This window comes from Klebsiella sp. HMSC16C06 (assembly GCF_001808325.1).
Lineage (GTDB): Bacteria > Pseudomonadota > Gammaproteobacteria > Enterobacterales > Enterobacteriaceae > Klebsiella > Klebsiella variicola.
Genome location: NZ_KV792995.1, coordinates 49,018 through 63,430, shown reverse-complemented (window position 1 = coordinate 63,430; position 14,413 = coordinate 49,018). Strand labels below are relative to the sequence as shown.

Below are 14,413 nucleotides of genomic sequence, written 5' to 3'. Positions count from 1 at the left end.
TAATCGGAGGGTGATATGGCAATGACTTACCACCTGGACGTCGTCAGCGCAGAGTTACAAATGTTCTCTGGTCTGGTCGAAAAAATCCAGGTAACGGGTAGCGAAGGTGAACTGGGTATTTACCCGGGACACGCGCCGCTGCTCACCGCCATTAAGCCTGGTATGATTCGCATCGTTAAACAGCACGGTCATGAAGAGTTTATCTATCTGTCTGGCGGCATTCTTGAAGTGCAGCCTGGCAGCGTGACCGTTCTGGCGGATACCGCAATTCGCGGTCAGGACCTCGACGAAGCGCGAGCGCTGGAAGCGAAACGCAAAGCCGAAGAGCACATTAAGAGCTCCCATGGCGATGTGGATTACGCTCAGGCGTCTGCGGAACTGGCCAAAGCGATCGCTAAACTGCGCGTTATCGAGTTGACCAAAAAAGCGATGTAACACCGGCTTGAACGTAAAAGGCCAGTCTGGTTTCCAGGCTGGCTTTTTTTATGGCCAGCGGCTGGCGAGCGGATAAAGTGAAAACAGGATCCACCCTTAATTGTTATTGATTAGTTAAATGATGAGGCGTAGACTCTATTTTTGTGATGTATGTCACATAAAAGAGCGTTATCAAACTGCACCTGCGTCAGGAAATCATCATGAAACTGTTCCATAAAATCATCGCCAAATTCAGCGTACTGAGCTTCTAAGCCACGCGCTATTCCCCGGCTTGCACGACGTATCGCCCATCAAAACGACAACACTGGCGATGTGCAACCGGTAAATGAAGGTCACCTGACGGTGGCCTTTTGTATTTTATTGATGCCACCAATCACTTCAGCTCTTCCCTGCCTGCGGCTGATTTACACTCAGTCGGCTCATCTCCTGTTGATCTCCGCCAATAGGGCCGCGCTCTGCCGCTTTATTCAGGTGGCGAAAAAACAGCAAAAGCAGTGAGATAGTCAATGATTACCCTCCCCACCCCCCTTTTTCAGCGTTAAACTGATTTGCAGTGGTTAAAAATAGCGTCATAAAATGGTGTATAACCGCGGGCTTGGGCGTTTTCTCCACGTCTCGTTTTATGATGAAAAATATGTAGAAATTTCAACGTGAAAGGCTTTTACTTTCCGTTCTAACTACCGTCAGGATGAGTATGTCAAATAGTGCGATGAGCGTGGTTATCCTTGCCGCAGGCAAAGGGACCCGCATGTATTCCGATCTTCCTAAGGTGCTGCATACCCTGGCCGGGAAGCCAATGGTGCAGCATGTCATTGATGCCGCTAACGATTTAGGCGCATGTGCGGTGCATCTGGTGTACGGTCACGGTGGCGATCTGCTGCGTCAGACCCTCCATGAAGACAACCTGAACTGGGTGCTGCAGGCTGAGCAGCTCGGAACCGGACACGCTATGCAGCAGGCGGCACCCTTCTTCAATGATGATGAAGACATTCTGATGCTCTATGGCGACGTGCCGCTGATCTCGGTTGAGACGCTACAGCGCCTGCGCGCCGCGAAACCACTGGGTGGCATTGGTCTGCTGACGGTGAAGCTGGATGACCCAACGGGCTACGGCCGCATTACCCGTGAAAATGGCCAGGTGACGGGAATCATTGAGCACAAAGATGCCAGCGAGGCGCAGCGCCAGATCCAGGAAATCAACACCGGGATCCTGATCGCCGGCGGAGCAGACCTCAAGCGCTGGCTGGCGAAGCTCACCAATAACAACGCTCAGGGCGAATACTACATCACCGATATCATCGCCATGGCGTATCAGGAAGGGCGCGAGATCGTCGCGGTGCATCCGCAGCGCCTGAGCGAAGTCGAAGGCGTCAACAATCGCCTGCAGCTTGCGCGCCTGGAGCGCGTCTACCAGGCTGAGCAGGCAGAAAAATTACTGCTGGCGGGCGTGATGCTGCGCGATCCGGCGCGTTTCGATCTGCGCGGTACGCTGCAGCACGGGCGCGATGTGGAGATCGATACTAACGTTATTCTGGAAGGCAATGTGGTGTTGGGCGATCGTGTGAAAATCGGCGCCGGCTGCGTGATCAAAAACAGCACCATCGGCGATGACTGCGAAATTAGCCCCTATAGCGTGGTGGAAGATGCCCAGCTGCAGGCTGCCTGCACCATCGGCCCATTTGCCCGTCTGCGCCCGGGCGCCGAACTGCTGGAAGGCGCCCACGTTGGCAACTTCGTGGAAATGAAAAAAGCGCGTCTCGGGAAAGGCTCCAAGGCAGGTCATCTGACCTATCTGGGCGATGCGGAGATCGGTGATAACGTCAATATCGGCGCGGGCACCATCACCTGCAACTACGATGGTGCGAACAAGCATAAAACGATTATTGGCGATGATGTCTTTGTCGGCTCGGATACCCAGCTGGTGGCGCCCGTCACGGTAGGCAACGGCGTCACTATCGCCGCCGGGACCACCGTCACGCGCAATATCGCCGATAACGAACTGGTGTTGAGCCGCGTACCGCAGGTCCACAAACAGGGCTGGCAGCGTCCGGTGAAGAAGAAATAATTTGGATTGTCGCCGGGGAAATATGCCCGGCGAACCAGGATGAGAGGGTCAATATAGACCCCCGTCCGCAGGCAGTACCATAACAATAACCCCACTCTCTACAAGGCTCGGGGCGCCCGGAAAACGGGCAAATACAGGTCAGCGACAACGCATGGCATATCGCCATTATCAGGAAATTTAACTATGTGTGGAATTGTTGGCGCAGTCGCGCAGCGTGATATTGCTGAAATCCTTCTCGAAGGTTTACGTCGTCTGGAATACCGTGGGTATGACTCTGCCGGTCTGGCGGTGGTCGACAGCGAAGGTCATATGACCCGCGTGCGTCGCCTGGGTAAAGTTCAGATGCTGGCTCAGGCGGTAGAAGAGCAGCCGTTACATGGTGGTACCGGGATCGCCCATACTCGCTGGGCGACGCACGGCGAACCGTCCGAGAGCAATGCGCATCCGCATGTTTCTGAACACATTGTGGTGGTCCATAACGGGATCATTGAGAACCATGAGCCGCTGCGTGCCCTGCTGCAGTCTCGCGGCTATGTCTTCGTCACCGAGACCGATACCGAAGTTATCGCCCATCTGGTGCACTGGGAGCTGGAACAAGGTGGTACCTTGCGTGAAGCCGTGCTGCGCGCTATTCCGCAGCTGCGCGGCGCCTACGGTACGGTGATCATGGATACCCGTGACCCGGGAACCCTGCTGGCGGCTCGCTCCGGTAGCCCGCTGGTGATTGGCCTGGGAATGGGCGAAAACTTTATCGCTTCCGACCAGCTGGCATTGCTGCCAGTGACCCGCCGCTTTATCTTCCTCGAAGAGGGCGATATTGCCGAAGTCACTCGCCGCTCGGTGGTGATTTTCGATAAATCTGGCGCGGAAGTGAAACGCCAGGAGATCGAATCCAATCTGCAGTATGACGCTGGCGATAAAGGTATCTACCGCCACTATATGCAGAAAGAGATTTTCGAGCAGCCGAACGCGATTAAAAACACCCTGACCGGGCGCATCAGCCATGGCGAAGTGGATCTCAGCGAGCTGGGGCCGAACGCCAATGAAATGCTGGCTCAGGTTGAACATATTCAGATTGTTGCCTGCGGGACTTCCTATAACTCCGGGATGGTCTCCCGTTACTGGTTCGAAGCGTTAGCCGGCGTCCCGTGCGATGTGGAAATCGCCTCGGAATTCCGCTATCGCAAGTCCGCGGTGCGTCGCAATAGCCTGATGATCACCCTCTCCCAGTCGGGTGAAACCGCCGATACCCTGGCGGCGCTGCGTCTGTCGAAAGAGCTGGGCTATCTCGGCTCGCTGGCTATCTGCAACGTACCGGGCTCGTCACTGGTGCGTGAGTCCGATCTGGCGCTGATGACCAAAGCCGGAACGGAAATCGGCGTGGCCTCGACCAAAGCCTTTACCACTCAGCTAACCGTGCTGTTGATGCTGGTGGCGAAGCTGGCGCGACTGAAAGGTCAGGATGCGTCTATCGAGCATGATATCGTGCACGGCCTTCAGGCCCTGCCGAACCGTATCGAGCAGATGCTCTCCCAGGACAAGCGTATTGAGCAGCTGGCGGAGCGTTTCTCTGATAAGCACCATGCGCTGTTCCTTGGCCGCGGCGATCAGTACCCGATCGCCATGGAAGGGGCGCTGAAGCTGAAAGAGATCTCCTACATTCACGCGGAAGCCTATGCGGCGGGCGAGCTTAAGCACGGCCCGCTGGCGCTGATTGATGCGGAAATGCCGGTGATTGTGGTGGCGCCGAACAACGAGCTGCTGGAAAAACTGAAATCCAACATCGAAGAGGTTCGTGCCCGCGGCGGTGAGCTGTATGTCTTCGCCGACGGTGAAGCCGGCTTCAACGGTAGCGACAACATGCACATCATCGAGATGCCGCATGTCGAAGAGACGATCGCCCCTATCTTCTATACGGTACCGCTGCAGCTGTTGGCTTATCACGTCGCGCTGATCAAAGGCACTGACGTTGACCAGCCGCGTAACCTGGCGAAATCGGTAACGGTTGAGTAAAACCATCATTACTTGCAAAGGGCTGCCGGCGGCGGCCCTTTTTATTTTCACCTGCTGTTTATTACCGAACTTGCGCGAAATATTTTGGCTGGCGGTAGGTGACAAACGAACGTTTTGCGGTCCGATTTCGCTGTCATAAAAAGAAAATTATTCTGTCATTGCACGGTCATGATTACAGATAACTATCTGAGTTATATATTTATTATTTGCTGTAAAATCCCTTCTTTCGGTCTGTCATAAAACTGTCATAATTCGTACATTTTACTGTCACCTCTTTGACCTATTTTGCTCACCATAGCCTCGAAACAATGATTTACGAATCCCAGCAGGAGACATTATGAACGTTATGCGTACCACCGTCGCAACAGTTGTCGCCGCGACCTTATCGATGAGCGCTTTCTCTGCCTTCGCAGCAGCAAGCCTGACTGGCGCAGGCGCAACTTTCCCTGCGCCGGTGTATGCCAAATGGGCTGACACCTATCAGAAAGAAACCGGCAATAAAGTGAACTACCAGGGTATTGGTTCCTCTGGTGGCGTTAAGCAGATTATTGCCAACACCGTTGATTTCGGTGCTTCTGATGCTCCGCTGGCTGATGACAAACTGACCCAGGAAGGTCTGTTCCAGTTCCCGACCGTGATTGGCGGCGTGGTACTGGCGGTTAACCTGCCTGGCGTGAAATCCGGCGAACTGGTGCTGGATGGCAAAACCCTCGGTGATATCTACCTGGGTAAAATTAAAAAATGGGATGACGCAGCGATCGCTAAACTCAACCCGGGCCTGAAGCTGCCGTCGCAGAACATCGCCGTGGTCCGCCGCGCCGATGGTTCCGGTACCTCCTTCGTCTTCACCAGCTACCTGTCCAAAGTGAATGAAGAGTGGAAATCGAAAATCGGCGCCGGCTCTACCGTTAACTGGCCAACCGGCCTGGGCGGTAAAGGCAACGACGGTATCGCCGCCTTTGTTCAGCGTCTGCCGGGCTCGATTGGTTACGTTGAATACGCTTACGCCAAGCAAAACAACCTCGCGTATACCAAGCTGGTCTCTGCCGACGGCAAGCCGGTTAGCCCGACTGAAGACAACTTCGCTAACGCCGCAAAAGGCGTTGACTGGAGCAAGTCTTTCGCTCAGGACCTGACCAACCAGAAAGGCGAAAATGCATGGCCGATCACCTCAACCACCTTCATCCTGGTGCATAAGGCGACCAACAAGCCGGAACAGACCGCTGAAGTGCTGAAGTTCTTCGACTGGGCGTATAAAAACGGCGGGAAAGAAGCGAATGCGCTGGATTACGCGACGCTGCCGGAAAGCGTGGTAGAGCAGGTTCGTGCGGCATGGAAAACCAACGTCAAAGACAGCAGCGGTAAAGCGCTGTACTAACAGTAGATTTTTGACGAAGATGGCGGGGGCGTTCAGGCGCTGCCCGCCCTACGGTTCAGACTGTAGGCCCGGGAGCGAACGCCACCGGGCATTTATTCGAACAAGTTTTAATACGTAAAGAGTAATCTATGGCTGCAACCAAGCCTGCATTTACCCCTCCGGGGAAAAAGGGTGACATGATTTTCAGTGCGCTGGTAAAACTGGCTGCGCTGATTGTGCTATTGATGCTGGGCGGCATCATCGTTTCCCTGATCATCTCTTCCTGGCCGAGCATTCAAAAGTTTGGCTTTGCTTTTTTGTGGACCAAAGAGTGGGATGCGCCCAACGAAATCTTCGGCGCGCTGGTACCGATTTACGGAACCCTGGTGACCTCCTTTATCGCGCTGCTGATCGCCGTCCCGGTGAGCTTTGGCATCGCGCTGTTTCTGACCGAACTGTCCCCCGCCTGGCTCAAGCGTCCGCTGGGCATTGCGATTGAGCTGCTGGCGGCAATTCCGAGTATCGTGTACGGCATGTGGGGCCTGTTTATTTTCGCCCCGCTGTTTGCGACTTACTTCCAGGAGCCGGTCGGTAACGTCCTGTCGACCATCCCGTTCGTCGGCGCGCTGTTTGCCGGCCCGGCGTTTGGTATCGGTATTCTCGCCGCTGGCGTCATTCTGGCCATCATGATCATCCCTTATATCGCCGCGGTCATGCGTGATGTTTTCGAACAGACGCCGGTGATGATGAAAGAGTCGGCCTATGGCATCGGCTGTACCACCTGGGAGGTGATCTGGCGTATTGTCTTACCGTTCACCAAGAATGGGGTGATCGGCGGGGTGATGCTCGGTCTGGGCCGCGCGCTGGGTGAAACCATGGCGGTTACTTTTATCATCGGCAACACCTACCAGCTCGACAGCATCTCGTTGTATATGCCAGGGAATAGTATTACCTCCGCGCTGGCTAATGAGTTCGCCGAAGCGGAAACCGGCCTGCACGTGGCGGCGCTGATGGAGCTGGGCCTGATCCTGTTCGTTATCACCTTTATCGTTCTGGCCGCGTCTAAGTTCATGATTATGCGCCTCGCGAAGAATGAGGGGGCACGCTAATGGCGACCATTGAATTGCAAACCTCTACCGAGCTGGCGGAGTCCCGTCGCAAGATGCAGGCCAAACGTCGTATGAAGAACCGTATCGCTCTGGCGCTGTCGATGGCGACCATGGCGTTTGGTTTGTTCTGGCTTATCTGGATCCTGATGGCGACGATAACCCGCGGTTTCGATGGCATGAGTCTGGCGCTCTTCACCGAAATGACGCCGCCGCCGAATACGGCGGGCGGTGGCCTGGCTAACGCCCTCGCCGGCAGCGGCCTGCTGATCCTGTGGGCAACCGTCTTTGGTACGCCGCTGGGTATCCTTGCCGGAATTTATCTGGCGGAGTATGGCCGCAAATCGGTGCTGGCGGAAATCATCCGTTTTATCAACGATATTCTGCTTTCCGCGCCGTCTATCGTGGTCGGCCTGTTTGTCTACACCATCGTGGTGGCGCAGATGCAGCACTTCTCGGGCTGGGCGGGCGTTATCGCACTGGCGCTGCTGCAGGTGCCTATCGTTATTCGTACCACCGAAAACATGCTGAAGCTGGTGCCGGATAGCCTGCGTGAAGCGGCCTATGCGCTGGGGACGCCGAAGTGGAAGATGATCTCGGCGATCACCCTGAAAGCGTCCGTCTCAGGGATTATGACCGGGATCCTGCTGGCTATCGCCCGTATCGCCGGGGAAACGGCACCGCTGCTGTTCACTGCGCTGTCCAACCAGTTCTGGAGCACCGACATGATGCAGCCGATTGCTAACCTGCCGGTGACCATTTTCAAATTTGCCATGAGTCCGTTTGCGGAGTGGCAGCAACTGGCATGGGCCGGGGTATTGATTATCACCCTGTGCGTCTTGCTGCTGAACATCCTGGCGCGCGTTATCTTCGCCAAGAAGAAACACGGTTAATTTTTTGCGGCGCAGCGACTGCTGCGCTGAATGAGGAAGAGATAGAGATGAGTATGGTGAATACAGCTCCGGGTAAGATTTCAGTTCGTAACCTGAACTTCTACTACGGCAAATTCCATGCCCTGAAGAACATCAACCTGGATATCACCAAAAACCAGGTGACGGCGTTTATCGGTCCGTCAGGCTGTGGTAAATCCACCCTGCTGCGCACGTTCAACAAAATGTTCGAACTGTATCCGGAGCAGCGTGCGGAAGGCGAGATCCTGCTGGATGGCGACAACATTCTGACCAACACCCAGGATATCGCCCTGCTGCGCGCTAAGGTTGGCATGGTGTTCCAGAAACCAACGCCGTTCCCGATGTCCATTTATGACAATATCGCCTTCGGCGTGCGCCTGTTTGAAAAGCTGTCCCGTGCCGATATGGACGAGCGCGTGCAGTGGGCGCTGACCAAAGCCGCATTATGGAACGAAACCAAAGATAAACTGCACCAGAGCGGGTATTCTCTCTCCGGGGGTCAGCAGCAGCGTCTGTGTATTGCCCGCGGTATCGCGATCCGCCCGGAAGTGCTGCTGCTTGATGAGCCGTGCTCCGCGCTGGACCCGATCTCCACCGGGCGTATCGAAGAGCTGATCACCGAGCTGAAACAGGACTACACCGTCGTTATCGTGACTCACAACATGCAGCAGGCTGCGCGTTGCTCCGACCATACGGCATTTATGTATCTTGGCGAGCTGATTGAGTTCAGCAACACGGACGACCTGTTCACCAAGCCCGCGAAGAAACAAACTGAAGATTATATTACTGGCCGCTACGGTTGATTTGCCCTTGTGCTTTCAGGCTCTCACCAGTTGGGCAATCAGGAGACACCATGGACAACCTAAATCTTAACAAACATATTTCCGGCCAGTTCAACGCTGAACTGGAGTATATCCGCACCCAGGTGATGACCATGGGTGGGCTGGTGGAGCAACAGCTTTCTGATGCGATCACCGCCATGCATAACCAGGACAGCGATCTGGCGAAACGCGTCATCGACGGCGACAAGCAGGTCAACATGATGGAAGTGGCGATCGACGAGGCCTGCGTGCGCATCATCGCCAAGCGCCAGCCGACCGCCAGCGACCTGCGCCTGGTGATGGCGATCATCAAGACTATCGCTGAGCTGGAACGCATCGGCGACGTGGCGGATAAAATCTGCCGCACCGCGCTGGAGAAGTTTTCCCAGCAGCACCAGCCGCTGCTGGTGAGCCTCGAATCGCTGGGCCGTCACACGGTGCAGATGCTGCATGACGTACTGGATGCGTTTGCGCGTATGGATCTCGACGAAGCGGTACGTATCTATCGCGAAGATAAAAAAGTCGACCAGGAGTATGAAGGCATTGTGCGCCAGCTGATGACCTACATGATGGAAGACTCGCGCACTATCCCCAGCGTCCTGACCGCGCTGTTCTGCGCGCGCTCCATCGAGCGTATTGGCGACCGCTGCCAGAATATCTGCGAATATATTTTCTACTTCGTCAAAGGTCAGGATTTCCGTCACGTTGGCGGCGATGAGCTGGATAAACTGCTCGCCGGCAAAGATCCGAAAGAGTAATAATCATTCTGTCTAATTCTGGTAAATGGCTTTATCAGAATTAGATATGATTTATCTCGTGGCAGCGAGATTGCTGAGATTATCGTCACAATTAACAATCTGCCCGTTTGAGTTATTCATTTTATCGCGTAACAATCAACGCCCACTCCTGAGCTTAAACGCTCAGGGTGGTTTAAACGGATTGTGACTGCGACAGCAGGCAAAACCTGATATTGCCCCTACGGCGGCGGTATCAGGTTTTTTTGTTTTATGCGGGCCGATAATGGCTGAATGAGGGTTGCTACCGCGATGTGCGGGCAAAACCTGAAGAGGATTATCTGTTAAGGCAGATGGTCTTCTTCAGGTTTTTTTTTGCTTTTGTCTAACTGCAAAAATAACAGCCGCCGCGACCTCAAACGGTATGGATAGGGCTATTAGAACCTGCGCGGGATGGTTGTTGCTGTCGTGTTTTATTTACGCCAATGCTTATATAAAGGAATATTATGATGAGAAAAAACAGGATCGCTTCGGCGATAGTCTTGCTGGCGCCTCTTTGTTATTCCACCACTCTGATAGCAAGCCCGTTGACGGTGGAGCAACGACTTGAGCTGCTGGAGAAAGCGCTCAAAGACACGCAAAAAGAGCTCAAAAAATATCAGGACCAGGAGAGAAAAAGAGACCAGATTTGGGCCTCATGGTCTCCTCCTGCGGAAGGTCAGAAGCGTAAGACAGGGGTGGCGGCCGCCGGTCCGAAAACGGCGGTTAAACCGGATGCGGTGCTGGTTAAAAATCAACAACCTGCCACGGATGGCGCGCCAGCCTACAGCGCGATGACGCTGAAAGATTTTAGCACGTTCGTGAAAGATGAAATTGGCTTCAGCTATAACGGCTACTTCCGTTCCGGCTGGGGCACCGCCTCGCACGGCTCGCCAAAATCGTGGGCGATCGGTTCGCTTGGCCGCCTGGGCAATGAATATTCCGGCTGGTTCGATCTGCAGCTGAAGCAGCGGGTGTTTCAGGAAGGTGATAAACGCGTTGATGCCATCGTGATGCTCGACGGGAACGTCGGCCAGCAGTACTCCTCAGGCTGGTTTGGTGACAATGCCGGCGGCGAAAACTACATCCAGTTCTCGGATATGTACGTTAACACCAAAGGGTTCCTGCCGTTTGCCCCGGAAGCCGATTTCTGGGTCGGCAAACACGGGGCGCCAAAAATCGAAATCCAGATGCTGGACTGGAAAACGCAGAGAACCGATGCGGCGGCCGGCGTGGGGCTGGAAAACTGGCAGGTGGGCGCCGGGAAATTCGATATCGCATTGGTCCGCGAAGATGTCGATGATTACGATCGTTCTTTGAGCAATAAGCAGCAAATTAACACCAATACTCTGGACGTTCGCTACAAAGAGATTCCGCTGTGGGATAAAGCCAGCCTGATGGTCAGCGGACGCTATGTCGCCGCGAATCAAAGTTCCTCAGAGAAATATAAAGAGGGCAATGAAGGTTATTATCCGTGGAAAGATACCTGGATGGCAGGCACTTCGTTAACACAGAAATGGGCAAACGGCGGCTTTAATGAATTCTCTTTCTTACTGGCGAATAATTCTATTGCCAGCAGCTTCTCGCGCTATGCCGGATCCAGCCCCTATACCACCTTTAACGGCCGCTATTATGGCGATCATACCAATGGCACCGCCGTGCGCTTAACCTCGCAGGGGGAAACCTATTTACGCGATGACGTTATTATGGCGAATGCCATCGTCTACTCCTTTGGTAACGATGTCTATAGCTACGAAACCGGGGCCCACTCCGATTTTGAATCCATTCGCACGGTCCTGCGACCGGCTTATATCTGGGATAAATATAACCAGACCGGCGTTGAGCTGGGATACTTCAAACAGCAAAACAAAGATGTTACCGGCAAGAAATATAACGAGTCCGGCTACAAGACCACGCTGTTCCATACCTTCAAAGTCAATACCAGTATGCTGACCTCGCGCCCGGAAATTCGCTTCTATGCCACCTATATTAAAGCGAAGGATATCGACCTGGATAAGGCAGCGAATAATACCACCAGCATTTTTGAAGACGGTAAAAACGATCAGTTTGCCGTGGGGGCGCAGGCGGAAATCTGGTGGTAAGACGATAACAGAACGGACACAACGGAAGAGGACTAACGATGAAACGACATGCAATGTATTTCGCACTGGCGCTGGCGGGCGCGGCATTTACCCTCCAGGCGGCGCCATTACCCGCGATGCCGGATCCCACCCTGCCGGTGAGCCACTTTATTACCCAGGTTAACGCGGATAAGAGTATCACTTATCGCCTGTTTGCTCCTGATGCCCGGCGGGTGTCGGTAGTGACCGGCGCCACGCCGGACTCCTTTGTCTCACACGACATGACCAAAGAGGCTCAGGGGGTGTGGACATGGAAAAGTGAGCCGATGAAACCCAATCTCTATGAATACTATTTCGATGTGGATGGCTTCCGCTCGGTGGATACCGGCAGCCGCTATCAGAAGCCGCAGCGCCAGGTGAATACCAGTTTGATTCTGGTACCTGGTAGTATTCTCGACGATCGGGCGGTCGCGCATGGCGATCTGCGCACCCTCACCTATCACTCGAAGGCACTGAACGCCGAACGTCGTCTCTATGTCTGGACGCCGCCGGGCTATAGCGGAACCGGCGATCCGCTGCCGGTGCTCTATTTCTATCATGGCTTTGGCGACAGCGGTCTGTCGGCCATCGATCAGGGGCGTATCCCGCAGATCATGGATAACCTGCTGGCGGAGGGCAAAATCAAGCCGATGCTGGTGGTGGTCCCGGATACCGAAACCGATACCCCGGAAGCGATAGCGGAAAACTTTCCGCCGCAGGAGCGGCGCAAAAACTTCTATCCGCTCAATGCGCAGGCGGCGGATAACGAGTTGATGCAGGATATCATTCCGCTGATCGATACCCGGTTTAACGTGCGTAAAGATGCCGACGGCCGGGCGCTGGCTGGCCTGTCACAGGGCGGTTATCAGGCGCTGGTTTCCGGAATGAACCATCTGGATAGCTTTGGCTGGCTCGCCACCTTTAGCGGCGTCACGACCACGACAGTGCCGAATGCCGGCGTGGAAGCGCAGCTGAAGCAGCCTGACGCGATCAATAAGCAGCTGCGCAACTTTACCGTGGTCGTCGGGGAAAAAGATTCCGTCACCGGCAACGATATCGCGGGTCTGAAACGCGAGCTGGAAAAACAGAAGATCAACTTCGACTATCACTCGTATCCTGGCCTGAACCATGAAATGGACGTCTGGCGCCCGGCCTACGCCGAGTTTGTGCAGAAACTGTTTAAATAACCGTTAGGGGGGCCTTCAGCCCCCGTTTTGTGCTTGTGAAGGACGACAAGATGAAAATGATTGTGACCGAAGATTATGAAGAGATGAGCCTGGTCGCCAGCCATCATGTTCTGGGCTATATCACGGCACCGCGGCGGGTGAATCTCGCCGTGACGGCCGGCAGCACGCCAAAGCGGATGTATGAGCATCTAACCGCCGCCGTGAAAGGCAAAGCATTCTATGATCGGGTGCACTATTACAACTTCGATGAGATCCCCTTTCGCGGCCAGTCGCGAGAAGGCGTCACGATATCTAATCTGCGCCAGCTGTTTTTTACCCCGGCGCAGATCAAAGAAGAGAACATTCACAAGCTGACGCTGGACAACGCCGCTCAGCACGATCGCCAGCTGGAAGAGGCTGGCGGCCTTGATCTGATGGTGCTGGGGCTGGGGGCTGACGGCCATTTTTGCGGCAACCTGCCGAATACCACCCGCTTTCATGATCAGACGGTCGAAGTGCCGATTCATGGGGAAATGATTGGTATTGTCGCTAACGGCGAGATGGGCGGGGATTTTTCCGTCGTGCCCGATAGCTATGTCACCATGGGGCCGAGAAGCGTGATGGCGGCAAAAAATCTGCTGTTGATCGTGAGCGGCGCGGCGAAGGCGCAAGCCCTTAAGCAGGTGGTTGAAGGCCCGGTCAGCGAGCAGGTGCCGGCGTCGGTGCTCAAATTACACCCTTCACTGGTGATTATTGCCGATAAAGCGGCAGTCACTGAATTGCAGCCATAACCAGTCGCTGATTCTATTCCCCGCTTGCACAGACGCTTAGCGGGGCTACATCGATGCCAACGTGCCGCTCACCAGGCCCTTAACGCGTGATATCCCAGCCGCGCGCTTGCCACAATGCCGGCAGCTCTGCCAGATCGGTAAAGGTCGTCACTTTGGGATGATCGATCGGCTGGTTATGCGGATCGGCGCAGAAATAAAACACCTCCATGCCGGCGGCAATCCCCGACTGAGCACCGGCGCTGGAGTCATCCACCAGGATACAGTTTTCGGCTTTTACCTGCATGGCCTCTGCCGCATGAAACATCAGCGCCGGGTCAGGCTTCCAGCGCTGAATATCATAGCCGCTGTACAAGCGGTCAGCGAAATGGTGCAGCAGGCCGGTGCGGCCAAGAGAGTGCTGCATTTTACTGACCGGGCCATTGGAAACCACGCACATCGGGACGCTTACCGCATCCAGCAGCGCCTGGGCTCCGGCAATCACCTCCAGTTCGCTATCAAACAGGCGAGCGACCTCCGCACGGTAAATTGGCTCCAGCGTCGCTTTTTGCAGGTTAACGCCATGCTCAGCGTTGATGGTGTCGATAATTTCGTACAGCTTCACCCCTTTGAAGCGCTTAAAAATCTCGGCAAGGTCCAGCGTAATGCCGAATTCCTGGAACATGTGAACGTAGGCGCGGGAGCAAATCACCTCACTGTCGACCAGTGTGCCGTCACAGTCAAAAAATACTGCTTCTGGTTGAGTCATAGTCTTTCCGTATTAACAAGTTTAACGTTTTCGTCATGCCCAATGCCGCGACGCAATCGTTGCCGTATAAGCAAAATAAATGAAAAAAATTACCATACAACTGCGCCGGG

General features: G+C 54.6%; 12 protein-coding genes. 11 read left to right on the top strand and 1 reads right to left on the bottom strand.

The genetic code is table 11. The features are described 5' to 3' along the window. The first annotated feature begins 15 nt into the window (after positions 1-15). From HMPREF3142_RS09725 to HMPREF3142_RS09675, 11 genes are all read left to right on the top strand, one after another. A complete protein-coding gene (locus HMPREF3142_RS09725) occupies positions 16-435 on the top strand; it encodes a F0F1 ATP synthase subunit epsilon (RefSeq protein WP_008806724.1) in 420 nt (139 codons plus the stop codon). Positions 436-1,129: 694 nt separating this feature from the next. Further along, positions 1,130-2,500: a bifunctional UDP-N-acetylglucosamine diphosphorylase/glucosamine-1-phosphate N-acetyltransferase GlmU gene (gene glmU / locus HMPREF3142_RS09720; RefSeq protein WP_048268357.1), complete on the top strand. Its 1,371-nt coding sequence runs from the start codon at positions 1,130-1,132 to the stop codon at positions 2,498-2,500. 183 nt (positions 2,501-2,683) lie between these two features. Further along, a complete protein-coding gene (gene glmS, locus HMPREF3142_RS09715) occupies positions 2,684-4,513 on the top strand; it encodes a glutamine--fructose-6-phosphate transaminase (isomerizing) (protein ID WP_008806727.1) in 1,830 nt (609 codons plus the stop codon). Between the two features lie 337 nt (positions 4,514-4,850). Next, positions 4,851-5,891, top strand: a complete 1,041-nt coding sequence (pstS, locus tag HMPREF3142_RS09710) for a phosphate ABC transporter substrate-binding protein PstS (RefSeq protein ID WP_012543307.1) — start codon at positions 4,851-4,853, stop codon at positions 5,889-5,891. A 128-nt stretch (positions 5,892-6,019) separates the two neighbouring features. Then, positions 6,020-6,979, top strand: coding sequence for a phosphate ABC transporter permease PstC (gene pstC, locus HMPREF3142_RS09705; protein ID WP_004145004.1), 960 nt, complete (start codon positions 6,020-6,022; stop codon positions 6,977-6,979). Further along, positions 6,979-7,869 (top strand): phosphate ABC transporter permease PstA, encoded by an 891-nt coding sequence (gene pstA / locus HMPREF3142_RS09700; protein WP_008806730.1) that lies wholly within the window; start codon positions 6,979-6,981, stop codon positions 7,867-7,869. Before pstC ends, pstA begins: the two co-directional genes overlap by 1 nt. A 47-nt stretch (positions 7,870-7,916) precedes the next feature. After that, entirely contained in the window at positions 7,917-8,690 is a 774-nt protein-coding gene (gene pstB / locus HMPREF3142_RS09695; RefSeq protein WP_004145006.1) for a phosphate ABC transporter ATP-binding protein PstB, read from the top strand. 50 nt (positions 8,691-8,740) lie between these two features. Further along, complete coding sequence (gene phoU, locus HMPREF3142_RS09690) at positions 8,741-9,466, top strand: phosphate signaling complex protein PhoU (RefSeq protein WP_004145007.1); 726 nt, start codon at positions 8,741-8,743, stop codon at positions 9,464-9,466. A 482-nt stretch (positions 9,467-9,948) separates the two neighbouring features. Next, entirely contained in the window at positions 9,949-11,583 is a 1,635-nt protein-coding gene (locus HMPREF3142_RS09685; protein ID WP_008806731.1) for a carbohydrate porin, read from the top strand. Positions 11,584-11,621: 38 nt separating this feature from the next. Then, positions 11,622-12,788 carry an alpha/beta hydrolase-fold protein gene (locus HMPREF3142_RS09680; protein WP_012969244.1) on the top strand — a complete coding sequence of 389 codons (1,167 nt, stop codon included), beginning with the start codon at positions 11,622-11,624 and terminating at the stop codon, positions 12,786-12,788. Between the two features lie 50 nt (positions 12,789-12,838). Beyond that, positions 12,839-13,558: a glucosamine-6-phosphate deaminase gene (locus HMPREF3142_RS09675; protein ID WP_008806733.1), complete on the top strand. Its 720-nt coding sequence runs from the start codon at positions 12,839-12,841 to the stop codon at positions 13,556-13,558. 79 nt (positions 13,559-13,637) lie between these two features. Here the strand turns inward: HMPREF3142_RS09675 and yieH are convergent, their stop codons facing one another. Beyond that, positions 13,638-14,303 carry a 6-phosphogluconate phosphatase gene (gene yieH, locus HMPREF3142_RS09670; RefSeq protein WP_008806734.1) on the bottom strand — a complete coding sequence of 222 codons (666 nt, stop codon included), beginning with the start codon at positions 14,301-14,303 and terminating at the stop codon, positions 13,638-13,640. Between the last annotated feature and the right edge of the window lie 110 nt (positions 14,304-14,413).

Coding starts and splice junctions, on each gene's coding strand:
- HMPREF3142_RS09725 (WP_008806724.1), top strand. CDS start 16: ATGGCAATGACTTACCACCTGGACGTCGTCAGCGCAGAGTTACAAATG.
- glmU (WP_048268357.1), top strand. CDS start 1,130: ATGTCAAATAGTGCGATGAGCGTGGTTATCCTTGCCGCAGGCAAAGGG.
- glmS (WP_008806727.1), top strand. CDS start 2,684: ATGTGTGGAATTGTTGGCGCAGTCGCGCAGCGTGATATTGCTGAAATC.
- pstS (WP_012543307.1), top strand. CDS start 4,851: ATGAACGTTATGCGTACCACCGTCGCAACAGTTGTCGCCGCGACCTTA.
- pstC (WP_004145004.1), top strand. CDS start 6,020: ATGGCTGCAACCAAGCCTGCATTTACCCCTCCGGGGAAAAAGGGTGAC.
- pstA (WP_008806730.1), top strand. CDS start 6,979: ATGGCGACCATTGAATTGCAAACCTCTACCGAGCTGGCGGAGTCCCGT.
- pstB (WP_004145006.1), top strand. CDS start 7,917: ATGAGTATGGTGAATACAGCTCCGGGTAAGATTTCAGTTCGTAACCTG.
- phoU (WP_004145007.1), top strand. CDS start 8,741: ATGGACAACCTAAATCTTAACAAACATATTTCCGGCCAGTTCAACGCT.
- HMPREF3142_RS09685 (WP_008806731.1), top strand. CDS start 9,949: ATGATGAGAAAAAACAGGATCGCTTCGGCGATAGTCTTGCTGGCGCCT.
- HMPREF3142_RS09680 (WP_012969244.1), top strand. CDS start 11,622: ATGAAACGACATGCAATGTATTTCGCACTGGCGCTGGCGGGCGCGGCA.
- HMPREF3142_RS09675 (WP_008806733.1), top strand. CDS start 12,839: ATGAAAATGATTGTGACCGAAGATTATGAAGAGATGAGCCTGGTCGCC.
- yieH (WP_008806734.1), bottom strand. CDS start 14,303: ATGACTCAACCAGAAGCAGTATTTTTTGACTGTGACGGCACACTGGTC.